The sequence below is a fragment of the Iningainema tapete BLCC-T55 genome (assembly GCF_014698965.1).
Taxonomy (GTDB): Bacteria; Cyanobacteriota; Cyanobacteriia; order Cyanobacteriales; family Nostocaceae; genus Iningainema; species Iningainema tapete.
Genome location: NZ_JACXAE010000029.1, coordinates 170,061 through 184,093, shown reverse-complemented (window position 1 = coordinate 184,093; position 14,033 = coordinate 170,061). Strand labels below are relative to the sequence as shown.

13 protein-coding genes and 2 pseudogenes are annotated in these 14,033 nt (G+C 42.7%); 12 read left to right on the top strand and 3 right to left on the bottom strand.

The genetic code is table 11. The features are described 5' to 3' along the window. The first annotated feature begins 65 nt into the window (after positions 1 to 65). The 11 genes and pseudogenes from ICL16_RS07540 to ICL16_RS07495 all read left to right on the top strand — a co-directional run bounded on the left by ICL16_RS07540 (position 66) and on the right by ICL16_RS07495 (position 8,910). Complete coding sequence (locus tag ICL16_RS07540; RefSeq protein ID WP_190826233.1) at positions 66 to 764, top strand: ATP-binding protein; 699 nt, start codon at positions 66 to 68, stop codon at positions 762 to 764. Further along, a pseudogene (locus ICL16_RS48005) lies at positions 739 to 933 on the top strand (hypothetical protein); the annotation flags it as partial. The gene ICL16_RS07540 and the pseudogene ICL16_RS48005, both read left to right, overlap by 26 nt. Positions 934 to 935: 2 nt before the next feature. Continuing rightward, positions 936 to 1,994, top strand: a pseudogene (locus ICL16_RS07535) (sensor histidine kinase); the annotation flags it as partial. Positions 1,995 to 1,998: 4 nt separating this feature from the next. After that, on the top strand, positions 1,999 to 2,685 hold the full coding sequence (locus ICL16_RS07530; RefSeq protein ID WP_190826232.1) for a response regulator transcription factor: 687 nt from the start codon (positions 1,999 to 2,001) through the stop codon (positions 2,683 to 2,685). Between the two features lie 30 nt (positions 2,686 to 2,715). Beyond that, positions 2,716 to 3,987, top strand: a complete 1,272-nt coding sequence (locus ICL16_RS07525; RefSeq protein ID WP_190826231.1) for a sensor histidine kinase — start codon at positions 2,716 to 2,718, stop codon at positions 3,985 to 3,987. Positions 3,988 to 4,247: 260 nt separating this feature from the next. Continuing rightward, entirely contained in the window at positions 4,248 to 4,670 is a 423-nt protein-coding gene (locus ICL16_RS07520; RefSeq protein ID WP_190826230.1) for a DUF6152 family protein, read from the top strand. 263 nt (positions 4,671 to 4,933) lie between these two features. Beyond that, positions 4,934 to 6,139, top strand: a complete 1,206-nt coding sequence (locus ICL16_RS07515; RefSeq protein ID WP_238360641.1) for a M28 family peptidase — start codon at positions 4,934 to 4,936, stop codon at positions 6,137 to 6,139. A 29-nt stretch (positions 6,140 to 6,168) separates the two neighbouring features. Continuing rightward, positions 6,169 to 6,957, top strand: coding sequence for a trypsin-like peptidase domain-containing protein (locus ICL16_RS07510; protein ID WP_190826228.1), 789 nt, complete (start codon positions 6,169 to 6,171; stop codon positions 6,955 to 6,957). 336 nt (positions 6,958 to 7,293) lie between these two features. Beyond that, positions 7,294 to 7,851, top strand: a complete 558-nt coding sequence (gene efp, locus ICL16_RS07505) for an elongation factor P (RefSeq protein ID WP_190826227.1) — start codon at positions 7,294 to 7,296, stop codon at positions 7,849 to 7,851. A 103-nt stretch (positions 7,852 to 7,954) separates the two neighbouring features. Then, on the top strand, positions 7,955 to 8,497 hold the full coding sequence (gene accB, locus ICL16_RS07500) for an acetyl-CoA carboxylase biotin carboxyl carrier protein (protein ID WP_190826226.1): 543 nt from the start codon (positions 7,955 to 7,957) through the stop codon (positions 8,495 to 8,497). A 65-nt stretch (positions 8,498 to 8,562) separates the two neighbouring features. Further along, positions 8,563 to 8,910: an ArsR/SmtB family transcription factor gene (locus ICL16_RS07495; protein ID WP_190826225.1), complete on the top strand. Its 348-nt coding sequence runs from the start codon at positions 8,563 to 8,565 to the stop codon at positions 8,908 to 8,910. A gap of 93 nt (positions 8,911 to 9,003) precedes the next feature. On the opposite strand, the gene ICL16_RS07490 is transcribed toward ICL16_RS07495, so the two are convergent. From ICL16_RS07490 to ICL16_RS07480, 3 genes are all read right to left on the bottom strand, one after another. Beyond that, positions 9,004 to 9,615: a GerMN domain-containing protein gene (locus ICL16_RS07490; protein ID WP_190826224.1), complete on the bottom strand. Its 612-nt coding sequence runs from the start codon at positions 9,613 to 9,615 to the stop codon at positions 9,004 to 9,006. 68 nt (positions 9,616 to 9,683) lie between these two features. Then, positions 9,684 to 10,490, bottom strand: a complete 807-nt coding sequence (locus ICL16_RS07485) for an LmeA family phospholipid-binding protein (RefSeq protein ID WP_190826223.1) — start codon at positions 10,488 to 10,490, stop codon at positions 9,684 to 9,686. 124 nt (positions 10,491 to 10,614) lie between these two features. Continuing rightward, positions 10,615 to 12,471 carry a proline--tRNA ligase gene (locus tag ICL16_RS07480; RefSeq protein ID WP_202895443.1) on the bottom strand — a complete coding sequence of 619 codons (1,857 nt, stop codon included), beginning with the start codon at positions 12,469 to 12,471 and terminating at the stop codon, positions 10,615 to 10,617. 86 nt (positions 12,472 to 12,557) lie between these two features. Between ICL16_RS07480 and ICL16_RS07475 the strand changes: the two genes are divergently transcribed. After that, positions 12,558 to 13,955: a 1-acyl-sn-glycerol-3-phosphate acyltransferase gene (locus ICL16_RS07475; protein ID WP_190826222.1), complete on the top strand. Its 1,398-nt coding sequence runs from the start codon at positions 12,558 to 12,560 to the stop codon at positions 13,953 to 13,955. Positions 13,956 to 14,033: the final 78 nt, after the last annotated feature.

Here is a 14,033-nt window from a genome sequence, read left to right as displayed (position 1 = left end):
ACGTCGTAAGGGCTTTTCTCCACCTTCTATTCCTGCTGTTTCTTGACTCTTGTTTTTAGGGGGAAGTGAAAAGTTACAAATCAGAAGTATTCGTATTAGAAATTCATTTAGATAACCTCACTCCCGAAAATGTTAATGAATTAATTTCTGATACTTTAGAATGTTCAACTATATATAGCCAGCCCCTGACTGATTTAGTTTACGAAAAAACACAGGGTAATGCCTTTTTTACTACTGAATTTTTGAAATCACTATATACAGAATCTTTATTAACATTTAATCGTCCCACCCCCCTCTGTCCCCCACCCCCCTTTCATCCCCCCGAACTTCGGGGGGGCAGAGGGGGGTGGCAATGGGATGTAAGGCAAATTATTGCTAAAGACATTACAAATAATGTTGTAGAATTGATGGCAGGTAAAATATGTACTTTCACCAATGTAACACAAAGGATTTTACAGTTAGCTGCTTGCATTGGTAATAGCTTTGATTTATCTACTTTAAGCATTATCTCTGAACATTCCTACCATCAGGTATTTAAGTATTTACTACCTCCTTTACAAGAGGGTTTAGTAATTTACTTAAATGACCAATCTAAAATACATACAAAAATTAATTCTCTCAGTCATGAAGCTAAATTTAAATTTTTGCATGACAGAGTACAGCAAGCAGCTTATTCTTTAATTAAAGATGAGCAAAAGCAAAAAACTCATTTCCTAATTGGGCAACTGCTATTATTTTCATGCCCCGATGAATTTTCAGCATAAGTATGAATTGGTGGAAGCAGAGAAAGCACGAGTTTTGGGACAAATTATTGAAGCCGAGCATTTTTATGAACAAGCTATATCTGGAGCTAGCAACAATGGCTATATTCAAGAAGAAGCTTTGGCGTATGAGTTGGCTGCAAATTTTTATTTGGCTCGTGGTATGGATAAAACGTCAACCAAGGAAAATTGATCGGGTTGCTTTACTTGGAAAATAACCAATCTACAGGTGCTTTTAGTAGCGATCGCCTCTTGGTAATCAAACTCCTCACTACCCAAGCTGCTATTTCCCTAGAAAATGCACTTTTATACCAGAATCTAGAGCAGAAAGTCACAGAGCGCACACAAGAACTTCATCAAAAAAATCAGGATTTACAACAAACATTGCAAGAATTGCAGCGCACCCAAGCCCAATTGATTCAAACTGAAAAAATGTCCAGCTTAGGACAAATGGTGGCAGGAATTGCTCATGAAATTAATAACCCCATCACCTTTATTCATGGCAATCTCGTTCACGTGCAGGATTATGTCCAAGACTTACTCAACTTAATCGCTTTCTATCAGCAAGAATATGAGCCAAATCCGCAAATTCAAGAGTTGATTGAAGAAATTAACATAGATTTTATCACCCAGGATTTGGACAAAATTATCAATTCCATGCAAAGCGGAAGCAAACGCATCCGTGACATTATTCTTGGGTTACGCAATTTCTCCCGTTTAGATGAAGCCGAGATAAAACCTGTAGATATTCATGAGGGAATTGATAGCACCCTCATGATTTTGCAACATCGCTTGCACTGTGCTTCCCAACCTGAAATTCAAATTATCAAAGAGTACGCTAAATTACCCTTAGTGAATTGTTATGCCAACCAATTAAATCAAGTGTTTTTGAATATCCTCAGTAATGCGATCGAGGCTTTGCAAAAACCCAGAAGCACAAATCCTCGCCAACATCCACAGATTCGTATTTACACCGAACAATTATCTAATATTGTTAGAATTGGCATTGTTGATAATGGTTCAGGTATGAGTGAGTCCATTCTACAAAAGATCTTTGATCCATTTTTTACAACTAAGCCCGTAGGTAGTGGTACAGGTTTGGGATTGTCGATTAGCTACTCAATCGTGGTGGAAAAACACAGAGGAAAGTTAACCTGCAAAACCGCATTAGGGCAGGGAGCAGAATTTGTGATTGAAATTCCTACTCATTTAGAAGAAAAAGTAAACACATAGCTCTATGCTAATTTTACTGGTAGAAGACGATCTCGCTCAATTAGAGCCACTGCGGGCAGCGCTGATAAAAGCTGGGCATACTGTTGATGGCACAGAAGATAGCGAAACAGCTCAGTGGCTGATGTCTGAAAAAGATTATGACTTGCTCATCTTAGACTGGATGCTACCGAAAATCAGTGGAGTTCAACTTTGTCAGGAATATAGACGAACAGGTAAAACTTCTCCAGTACTAATGCTTACTGCTCGTGACAGCACTTCTGATAAAGTTCATGGTTTAGATGCTGGGGCTGACGATTATTTAGTTAAACCAATTGATATTATCGAACTACTGGCAAGAGTACGCGCACTGGGGAGGCGCTCGCCACAATGGATTGGAGATAAACTTACTTTAAGTGATTTACATTTAGACTTAAAAAACCTCACCATTGAGCGAAATCAGCTAACGGCTCAACTCTCTGGTAGAGAGTTTCAACTGATGGAGTACTTAATGCGTCACCCCCGTCAGGTTTTGTCTCAACATCAAATTGAACAAGCACTTTGGGGATGGGGTACTGAACCAGAAAGTAACGCTGTGACAACCTTAGTGCGCCGACTAAGACAGCGCCTGCAAACAGTAGAAGCCAAAGATTGGCTAGAAAATGTCTATGGTATGGGTTATCGGCTCAACGTACCTGAGAAAAATGATGGCTAATAGCAATTAACAATTAGCAATTAACAATTTATGTTTACTCGTAGCCGTCGTAACTTAGCTTACCTATTTACCATATCAATGGGGAGTATCCTCGTTGTCTTTGCTGGTGTCGCTTATTATCTGGTGGTTAAAGAACAACTTCAGGTTTTTGATCAAGGATTACTCACAGCAAGCAAAGCAATTGCACAAAATGCACAATATCAGCTTGATGCAAAAAAAGGGAATGTTGAGGAGGATGCTCCTACTATTGCCAACGCACTTCAACAGCTCAATGGCAATCTAGTGTATGTTCGCTCTTTTGACGCCAATAAAGTGTTAGTGAAATCTATTGGTGCATCCACGATACAACTAAATATTCGCCCTGGTTATCAAACTATTAGAGTTGAACACCATCGCAACAATGGATCTCAAGAATTAATCAGAGAATTAACCTTGAAAGTTATACAAGATAATAAATTTACTGGCTATCTGCAAATTGCTGCTAGACTTACACCTTTACGAGAAAGCTTAAATCGAGTCAGGTTATTTTTAACACTGGGAGTTCCTGTGACTTTAGGGATGATTGGTATTACAGGCTGGTTTCTTGGAGGACTTGCCATGCAACCAACTCGTCGAGCATACGAGCGACTACAAAGATTTACTGCTGATGCTTCCCACGAACTACGCGCTCCTGTTGCTGCTATTCTTAGTAATGCTCAAGTAGCATTATTACCACCACAAGATGCAGTAGAACAAGGTTTTCGCTTAGAAAATATCGTAGGAATAGCCAAAACAATGAGTAATCTCATTAGCAATCTGCTGTTTCTTTCGCGACATGATGGTCCTCTAGATACGGCAATCCTGAAGAATATCGATCTGATGGAACTGTTGCGATCGCTCACCACTGAATATCAGCAACTTGCAGTTGTACAAAATCTCAATTTCACTTGGAATCTACCCAATCAACCCATCCACATCAAAGCCGATGCTGATTTATTAAAACAAGCTGTGGTGAATTTATTGAGTAACGCCTTTAAATACACACCTTCATCTGGTACAGTACAACTAAGATGCACACAATCCCCCCATCGTGCCATTATTCAGGTAGAAGACAACGGTATAGGCATTCCACCAGAAGATTTACCTCATATATTTGAACGATTTTACCGAGTAGACACTGCGCGATCAAGGGCTACAGGAGGCTTCGGGTTGGGGTTGGCGATCGCTCAACAGATTATACAGGCGCACCAAGGACAAATTACTGTCAAAAGTCTACTTGGGCAAGGCTCAACATTTGAAATTGCACTTCCACTGAGCAAGTAAAAGGGATTGGGGATTAGGGATTGGCGATTGGGGATGATTCATAGTTTTCGCGAACCAGTACCCAATCCCTAGTTTCTGACATTTTTTTGTCATACTTACCCGTCACACTAAAAATAACGGTAACTAGAGAGGGTATACAATTCATACACAAAAAATGAGCAAGGAAGCAAGTCACCATTGATGGAAAGACTGTGATTATTGATCGCTAAATGGGAATCATAAAGCAGCGACAAGAAATTTAGCCAAGCAGGAATCGAACCATGAATAACCAACAACTGCTCAATAACCAGCAACAGGATAACAAAGCACTCAAGCAAGCAATTTTGCATTCTGCCGTAACAGCAGCTTCAATCGCCACATTCTTAGCTTCTGCTAGTGATAAAGCCAGCGCACATCATGAATGGAATGAGTACAACAACCAACAAACACTCAAAATAATCGGAGAAATCCAAAATATCAATTACACAAGCTCCCATACCAAAATCGTGTTAAAGACAGATGATAATAAAGTATGGCAGGCTGTACTCGCACCACCTGCACGGAAGGTGAGACGTGGTTTACCCCAAAGAGCTTTGCAGATTGGGCAGCGAGTGAAATTAGTTGGCTACGCTCATCTTACTGATACTGATGAAATGAGAGCAGAGCGCATCTTCGGCGATCGTACAGTAGAAATGCGCAAATGAACATTGCCGCTCCAAATAAGCTCTGGCTAATTGCCATGCTCGTCCGATTACTTGGCTATTTCCGCCATTTATTGGTAACAGACATGGCACAATACCCCTTACCTTATTCTTATTTAAATCACCAATCACACCCTCTTCTCTTCCTCAGCGAACTCTTTTGCCTCGTGCGGTTCATTTTTCCACCTCACACCTCACACCTCACACTCTAGCAAATGTCTTCGCAAAACACAAAATGCGTAAAATCCCCGTTAAAAACTGCGCTCATGGCTGTTCTAGTTTTATTACCCACAGCTTGCGCCTCTAAACCCAACAGCATAAAGGAAGTTTTTCAATCACAAGCACTAGCTAAAACCAAAGACATCAATTCCACTTACACAGATGTACAAACTTTAATTAACTTTGGTCCGCGAGTTGCTGGTACACCAGTCATGAGCAAGGTAAGCGCTTATCTCCGAGACCAATACCGCAAAGCTGGCTACATTACCTCAGTTCAAACCTTCACTTACCCCAAATTTGAAGATTTAGGCTCCAACCTAATTATAAATGAACAGACAATACAAGGTAAAGCACTTAGAGGGACAATTCCTGGTAAACTTCAGGCATCCTTAGTCGCAGTGCCTAATGTAGGAACAAAAGCAGATTTTAGCATAGCAAATGTCAAAGGCAAAATTGCCATCGTCCGACGTGGTGAAATTCGCTTCTCAGAAAAAGCTCGCAACGCCGCTGCTGCTGGCGCAGTTGGTTTAGTAATTGTCAATACTGAAAAAGGAAATTTATCCGGCACATTGGGCGAAGAAGTAAAAATTCCTGTACTAGCGCTGTCGGTTGAACAAGGTAATTCCTTAATTGAGCGCAGCCAAAGAGAACAGCTTAATGTCAGCTTGAACGTAAACACTCAACAACGTACTGTCACTGGACGTAACATCATCGCCCATGCCGAAGGTGTAACTCAGCCGAAAATTATTGTGGGTGGACATTACGATTCAGTACCTGGTTCACCAGGCGCAAATGATAACGCTTCAGGAACAGCAGTTGTACTGGCAATAGCCCGTAGTTTATCAAATCAACCGCTGGCTCGTCAAGCTTGGTTCATCGCTTTTGATGGAGAAGAAGACGGGTTGCAAGGTTCGCGGGCTTTTGTTAAAGCATCACAGCCACAGTTCCTCACGCAGCTTCAAGCCATGCTCAACTTCGATATGGTTGGCGTTAACAACCAGCTTGGCATTGGTGGTACTTCGTCTTTAACTACGTTGGCGCAAAATGCTAACCCCGATCTGAAAATCTTTGGCTCTGCTGGTGGTAGTGATCACGTATCCTTTGCTCAAGCAGGTGTGCCAGTTTTGTTTTTTTATCGTGGTCAAGATCCAAACTACCACACACCTGGCGATCGCACTGTAGATCCAAAGCTGCTCGATGACACAACTGGGCAAGCTCTAAATCTCATCAAACTAATTTTGTCTAACTATTAAGAATTATTCTTTTTATTGGAGAAACAGAAATGTTATCTAAGTTCTCTTTTCAGAAGTCTTTTGCTCACTTATCTTTAGTATCTTTCGGGGTAATAGCAGGAATGCTGGGAACACAGCTATTACCTACAGATGCACTTACGAATCAACAACCAATTGCGCAGTTACCATCGAATATAGGTAACACAGATTCTAACTTTATTGCGAATGCAGTAGAAAAAATTGGACCTGCGGTAGTGCGGATTGACTCTACACGCACCTTGAGAAATCCATATACAAATTATGGTAATCGGGTAGCACGAGGAACGGGTTCAGGATTTATTATCAAATCCAATGGTTTGATTCTCACTAACGCTCACGTTGTTGCTGGTACAGACACAGTGACAGTAACATTAAAAGATGGTCGTCGTCTTCCCGGTAAGGTATTGGGAGGAGATAGAACCACAGATGTAGCCGTTGTGCAAATTCAAGCAAGCAATTTACCTGTGGTAAGCTTGGGGAATTCTGACTCTTTAAAACCAGGGGAATGGGCGATCGCGATCGGTAATCCACTAGGTTTAGACAATACCGTTACTGTAGGCATTATTAGTAGTACAGATCGTTCTAGTCGTGCATTCGGCTTGGGTGGTAGGGGAGTTGGTTTGATTCAAACTGATGCCGCAATTAACCCAGGTAACTCTGGTGGACCATTACTCAACCAAAAAGGACAGGTAATTGGCATAAATACTGCTATCATTCAAGGTGCGCAGGGACTAAGTTTTGCCATTCCCATTAACCAGGCGCAGCAAATTGCCAATCAGTTGATTGCTCAAGCAGGTTAGATCCTCCTGGCTGCACTCGTTCCCAGGCTCCGCCTGAGAATGCCATCTGTGAGGATCCGCCTCTAGTCACACACTGGAGGCAGAGCCTCCCACACTAGCATCCCTACGCAGAGCATAGGAACGAGAGATTGGGGAGTAGTGGGGAACTTTTATTATTTATCGCAACGTCAAAAAGTATCTGAGTTTTTCACTTTTACTAGAAGAATACTGTAACCATAAACTCAATCAATAGTTAACCCTATAAGCACAAATAACTAATCAATGATAATGGATGACTAAATACTTCTATTGAGGGTTACAATAAAACGCGATTGTCTTCCAAAAATTGAAAGCTTCATGATTTCCAGTAACGACTTTCGACCCGGTGTCTCAATTGTATTAGATGGGTCTGTGTGGCGGGTAGTAGAATTCCTTCATGTTAAGCCAGGGAAAGGCTCTGCCTTTGTGCGCACAAAACTGAAAAACGTCCAGAGTGGAAGCGTAGTAGAACGAACTTTCCGGGCAGGAGAAACAGTTCCGCAAGCTACTTTGGAAAAAAGCACAATGCAGCATACCTATAAAGAGGGCGATGAGTACGTCTTTATGGATATGGAAACCTACGAAGAAGGCAGATTATCCGCCGCCCAGATTGGCGATCGCGTAAAATACCTCAAAGAAGGTATGGAAGCTAACGTTGTGCGTTGGAACGAGCAAGTGTTGGAAGTAGAACTACCTAACTCTGTAACATTAGAAGTAGTACAAACAGATCCTGGTGTAAAAGGAGATACTGCTACTGGTGGTACTAAGCCAGCAACTGTAGAAACAGGGGCAACAGTAATGGTTCCTCTGTTTATTTCTCAAGGCGAACGCATCCGCATAGACACTCGAAACGATACATACCTGGGTAGGGAGTAACGTTGTTCGATCTTAAGAAAAGTAAATCCCGATTTATACACCCAAGACTCGCTACCAATTATAAAGTCTATCTCATACCTGATTGCTTGAGGTAATAAAAGCCGTGCCATTGGACTTTAATGAAATCCGCCAACTACTAGCAACTATTGCACAAACAGATATTGCAGAAGTAACGCTCAAAAGTGATGACTTTGAACTAACAGTACGTAAGGCTGTGGGCGCTACCAATCAAATGTTGCCAGCAGTCTCAGGGGGCGTCGTGGGTGTTTCGGGATTGACAACACCAGTATCACCGCCTGCACCGCAGGTAATATTACCAGCCGAAACTGCGACTAATCGCTCTGAAAAAAATGTTGTGGCTTCTGGCGCACTGCCAGTAAATAGCTCACAAATACTAGAACAAAAACTAATTGATGTGCCTTCCCCAATGGTAGGCACTTTTTATCGCGCCCCGGCTCCTAGCGAACCGCCATTTGTAGAAGTTGGCGATCGTGTCAAGAGGGGTCAAACCGTCTGTATCATAGAAGCCATGAAGCTGATGAATGAAATTGAAGCTGAGGTATCTGGTCAAGTAGTGGAAATTCTCCTCCGAAATGGGGAACCTGTGGAATATGGTCAACCTTTAATGCGCATAAACCCTGATTAAGTATTAATCTATATATCGAAGATGTCATGGTTAAAATTGTGTTCAGTCCTTGCGGATCAATCCTGATGAAACAAGCGTTGCCTGTACCGCCGGAAGTTGTGCAACAAGTAGCTGAATATTTCAGCCTCTTGAGTGAGCCAATGCGGCTGCGACTACTGCATTTGCTCCGGGATGATGAAAAATGCGTCCAAGAGTTGGTAGAGGCAACACAAACTTCTCAAGCGAATGTATCGAAGCACCTCAAGGTAATGTGGCAAGCGGGTATACTTAGCCGTCGCAGCGAAGGAACTTGTGCTTACTATCGAGTTGAGGACAAAATGATTTTTGAGCTGTGTAATCAGGTTTGCGATCGCCTCGCTAGCCGATTAGAACAGCAAGCCCGTAATTTTCGGGTGTTAAATACCACGAAATAGACAGTCATTAGTCCTTTTGTCAAAAGTCAAGTGTCATTTCCGCTCCTCTCATTTTCATGACTAATGACTAGTGACTAATGACTAATGACTTCACTAAAGCGGATAGTTTTGATTAAAACTGTCACGAGTAAGTGGCTGTTCTAACTCTAAACCTTCGCCTCCCAAAACTTCTAATTTTTCCCCGTTCACCTCAATGTACACCTTGGCGTTGGGATTTAAAGCCGTGGCTGTGTAAACTACTTGTCCCACGCGCCCAGTCATCGAGGCACTACCTCCTCCACTTTTAAATTCTTCCGACAAATTAACAGTAACGCTATCGTTCTCAACCTCCACACCCACTAATTTCGTTCCTTGTGGGATAGTAGTGGAATTGGTTGCTTCAGTTGGACCTGCTAACAAAGTTTGAAAAGCTGCTTCTAAAATTTGGTTGGGAGAATCCCCAGCTGGTTTTATTGTTATCGGTTGTGGAACTAATTTAAAATTGGTGCCAGTATCTTGTAGCCAATAAACTTCAGCGGGTTTCTCCACAGGATTTGTTTTGGGAGACGGCTCGACAGAATTTGAGATGTTTGGCTGCGGATTTTGGGCTACAGGTTTGTTGGAACTCCAAGTTAACCAAGCCACACCACCACTTACCGCGACAACAGCTGCTATGACAGCTGCTATCACACCATTTGAGATCCCTTTTGATTGTTGCTGTTTCATCTTAAAAACCTTCCTTAAGGCTGAGTATAGTATTTATGTGAGGAGAAGCCTTGCACGAGCGACGGTACTTATGAACCAAGTGTTTCCCAAAATTTAGCGGATGGTTCTATTCTCAGGAATGCTGCAATCTCTAGTTCATTTGGTTTCATACTCAATTTTAGAATTCGCATTTGTACTCCGGCATCTTCCAAAACACGTAAATCTAACCGTTGGTTGATGTTATTTACAATTAATTGGAGTATTTGAGGTGGAACCTCTTCACTATTCAGTGCTACCACTGGGTTGATTAGTTGGATACTTCTACCGCCAATTACCCCAAATCCTGATTCAACTCTCACAGCAATCTTACCCTTGCCTTCATTCTGTAATTCTACTTGGATAAGTAGACGATTGTTTGCTAATATTGATACATTTGGATTAGCTAAATTATATACAGAATGCTTTTGGTTGTTAAGGAATGCTACTGAGTTAATATTCAGTTGTTTTAGCTTGGAGATAAATAGGGGTGATTTTAAAAGTTTATTGATATCCTCCTGAGTAAACACTACTCGTACACCAGCCTGTAAAGGTTGTATTACTTTGTTTTGTCTTTGCCTACGCTTAAGAGACGCCAATTCAATTGCATCGGTTTCTAATTCTAAAACTGCAATACTCAAATCTTGCTTTTTTAACTGCAAAGAGCGCCCAGCAATCCGCACCCTGCCAACTTTTCCTTGCAGTAATTGATAGCTAGGAGTGTTTTCAACTCGCACTTGTAATTGTTCTACCTTAGCAAATTGAGCACGGATGGCATTTTCAGCAGTTCGATCAACCACCAATCCCACAGGCGCAATTAAGCCTAGCAAGCCAGACAGAAGGATTGTGAATAATTCCATACATCAATTTGGGGGAGCAGGGGAGCAGGGGGGCAGGGAAGCAGGGGAGTAGGGGAGAATGAGAATTTATATTCTCCCTCACTCCCTCACTCCCTCACTCCCTCACTCCCTCACTCCCTCACTCTTACCCCTTTTCTTGCTCAATCCACTGCTTAATGGTAGATACAACTTCAGTTATGGGAATTTCGGAAGATGTTCGGCTTTTGCGTTCGACAACTTCGACTTTGCCGTTGGCTATTGCCCGCCCTGTAACAATTCGATAAGGAATTCCAATCAAGTCGGCATCTTTAAATTTAACTCCTGCTCGTTCATCACGGTCATCAAGTAGAGTTTCAATTCCGGCTTGATTCAGTTCGGTGTAAAGTTTTTCTGCGGCTTCTACCTGTTGAGCATCGTTAATGTTGGGGATGGTAACAATTGCGTGGTATGGTGCGATCGCTACTGGCCAAATAATGCCATCTTTGTCGAAAGATTGCTCTACAGCTGCTTGGGCAAGACGAGATACGCCCACACCATAACAACCCATTAATAGAGGTTTGTCTTCTCCCTGTTCGTTAGTATACTTTGCTCCCATTGATTGAGAGTATATGGTTCCTAGTTGAAATATGTGTCCTACCTCAATTCCACGGGCGCTTTGTAAGGTTTGTTCGGGGTTGTGGATAGCGCGATCGCCTGGGAGTGACTTACGTATATCCACTTGGTCATTGGGTAATTTAAAGTTATCTCCCCAATTTGCCCCTACTACGTGGTAGCCTGGTTCATTTGCCCCTGTAACAAAGTTTTTTAAATCAACAACTGTTTTATCTGCCAAGCGCAAGAACTGAGGGTGGAACCCCCCCAACCCCCCCTTATGAAGGGGGGGCGTAACACCCGGAGAAGAGGGGGTGGGGGTGGGGGTAATATAATCATCAGTGAGATCGGGAGCAATGTAACCTAAAGGCAAAGGTTTAGCTGCCCAAGTTTCTTGAGTTTGTGCATCAGGAACTGATAACTTAAGAATAGTCTTAGCGTTATAAGCACCAAGCAACTTTGTCAACTCGTTAAGCAACTTAACTTCATTCACTTCTTGATCGCCGCGAATACTTACCAGCAGCAGCACCGTCGTACCGTTGTCATACACTGCTTGGTAGAGGACATTTTTCACCACTTGGGTAGAAGAACATTTGAGGAAGGCACACAATTTCTCAATTGTGTCTGTCTGGGGTGTTTCCCGTTTTTCAAAGGATGTAAAGGGTGAAGGTTCAGCATCATTGGGTAGAGAAACTGCTTTTTCCACATTAGCAGCGTACTGTCCATCTTCTGTATAGAGGACTTCATCTTCGCCAGCTTCTGCCAGCACCATAAATTCTTGAGAACCAGAACCACCAATCGCACCCGAATCAGCTTGTACACCACGGAAAGCTAAACCACACCGCCGTAGCATGTTACTGTAAGCACGATCCATATCCTGGTAAGTTTTTTTCAGACTTTCTTCATCCACATGAAAGGAGTAAGCATCCTTCATAATGAATTCTCGTCCACGCATTAAACCAAACCGAGGACGGATTTCATCACGGAATTTAGTTTGTATCTGATAGAGATTTAGAGGTAGCTGGCGGTAGGAGTGAATCATATCACGAGCAATTGTGGTAATGACTTCCTCGTGAGTGGGACCGAGTGCTAAATCTTGCTCTCGCCTGTCTGTGAGGGCGAACATAATTCCCTCTGCTTTAGTGTAAGTGTCCCAGCGTCCCGACTCTTTCCATAACTCGGCAGGTTGCAATTGAGGCAAGAGACATTCTTGTGCGCCAGTGGCGTTCATTTCCTCTCGCACGATTTGGGACACTTTTTGCAGTACTCGCCACATCAAGGGGAGATATGCGTATATACCAGCACCGATGCGACGAATGTAACCTGCACGGAGTAGTAGTTTATGACTGGGAATTTCAGCATCTGCTGGATCATCCCTCAGTGTTACGAATAACATTTGTGACAGTCGCATCGTTTGTCCCCTTTCTACATTTAATTGTCTCTATGTCGGTTAAAGTCTAAAGAAAGTATATTTTTGATGATCAGGAGAAAACTACTTTGCCCGATGTAATTCACCAAGCACAACCACCCCTGGAGTTTATCCCACCTGCTTTTAACCCGTTGTTTTTGCGTGGCGTCCAATTGATGTTACCCAGTTGGATACGTTACAGAACAGAGATTAGGCAAATCGAAGCAGATAATGTAGAGGTTTTGGTAGATCTCTATCGCCAGTTTCAAGAGCGAAAAATTCGCTTTTTGCTGGCATTTCGTCATCCTAAAGTGCAAGATCCATTTTGTCTGGGTTACTTGCTTTCTCATATTCTGCCTCGTGTAGCACGACGCAAAGGGATAAAGTTACAGCACCCTATTCATGCTCATTTTATCTATGATCGCGGAATTCCTCTATGGGCTGGCTCCCATGTTGGCTGGATTGCTTCTCAATTGGGTGGTACACCGATCCAGCGCGGTAAGGCAGACTGGACTGGACTTCGTTCTGCCCGTGAGTTGTTTGTCAACGGCAACTTCCCGATGGCAGCAGCACCAGAAGGAGCTACTAATGGACATTCAGAAATTGTCAACCCATTAGAACCGGGGATCGCCCAATTGAGTTTTTGGTGTGCTGAGGATTTACACAAAGGTGGACGAGATGAGCAAGTTCTCATTGTACCAGTTGGAATTCAATATAGTTACCTTGAAGCTCCTTGGGGTGCGATCGCCAATCTTTTGGGCGAACTAGAAACCGTTAGTGGTTTACCTGTAGAGAAGTTGCCGACAACGTCTCTACATGGTGCGCCTACACCAGAATCTCTCTACCCCCGATTGTTAGGTTTATCAGAACATTTACTATCTTTAATAGAAAAATTTTATACTCAATTTTACCACCAAAAACTACCTGTAGGAGATCAAAGTGATCGAAATGAAGCAATAGCCGCTCGTCTCCAGGTACTGTTGAATGTGGTATTACTTGTAGCAGAGCAATATTTTGACTTGCAGCCAAAGGGAAATTTAAATGATCGCTGTCGTCGCGTAGAACAAGCGGGATTTAATTACATTTTCCGAGAAGAATATAAAAATGTGAAAGCACTGTCTCCTGTAGAACGTGCATTAGGCGATCGTGTTGCCGAAGAAGCGAATTTGCGGATGTGGCACATGCGCTTGGTGGAAAGTTTTGTTGCCGTCACAGGCAAGTACGTGCGAGAAAAACCAACAGCAGAAAGATTTGCGGAAACAACTTTACTTATATGGGATATGGTGACTCGCATTAGAGGCACTAACCCCTTCCGGCGTCCGCAGTTAGGTAAACAACAAGTAAAAATGACTATAGGTGAACCGCTATCTGTGTCGGAACGTTACCCAGTTTACAAAGCTTCTCGCCAAGGTGCAAGACAAGCAGTTGCTGACTTGACAAAAGACTTGCAGCAAGCGATGGAAGGTTTGATTGTGAAGGGAGAGTGAAGGCGAGTGCGTTGAAGTCTCATGATTCGTCTTAAGCATCACTGCATAAGTTTATTTAGCTCCAACCTATAGTAAATA

Coding starts and splice junctions, on each gene's coding strand:
- ICL16_RS07530 (WP_190826232.1), top strand. CDS start 1,999: ATGCTAATTTTACTGGTAGAAGACGATCTCGCTCAATTAGAGCCACTG.
- ICL16_RS07525 (WP_190826231.1), top strand. CDS start 2,716: ATGTTTACTCGTAGCCGTCGTAACTTAGCTTACCTATTTACCATATCA.
- ICL16_RS07520 (WP_190826230.1), top strand. CDS start 4,248: ATGAATAACCAACAACTGCTCAATAACCAGCAACAGGATAACAAAGCA.
- ICL16_RS07515 (WP_238360641.1), top strand. CDS start 4,934: ATGGCTGTTCTAGTTTTATTACCCACAGCTTGCGCCTCTAAACCCAAC.
- ICL16_RS07510 (WP_190826228.1), top strand. CDS start 6,169: ATGTTATCTAAGTTCTCTTTTCAGAAGTCTTTTGCTCACTTATCTTTA.
- efp (WP_190826227.1), top strand. CDS start 7,294: ATGATTTCCAGTAACGACTTTCGACCCGGTGTCTCAATTGTATTAGAT.
- ICL16_RS07495 (WP_190826225.1), top strand. CDS start 8,563: ATGAAACAAGCGTTGCCTGTACCGCCGGAAGTTGTGCAACAAGTAGCT.
- ICL16_RS07490 (WP_190826224.1), bottom strand. CDS start 9,615: ATGAAACAGCAACAATCAAAAGGGATCTCAAATGGTGTGATAGCAGCT.
- ICL16_RS07485 (WP_190826223.1), bottom strand. CDS start 10,490: ATGGAATTATTCACAATCCTTCTGTCTGGCTTGCTAGGCTTAATTGCG.
- ICL16_RS07480 (WP_202895443.1), bottom strand. CDS start 12,471: ATGCGACTGTCACAAATGTTATTCGTAACACTGAGGGATGATCCAGCA.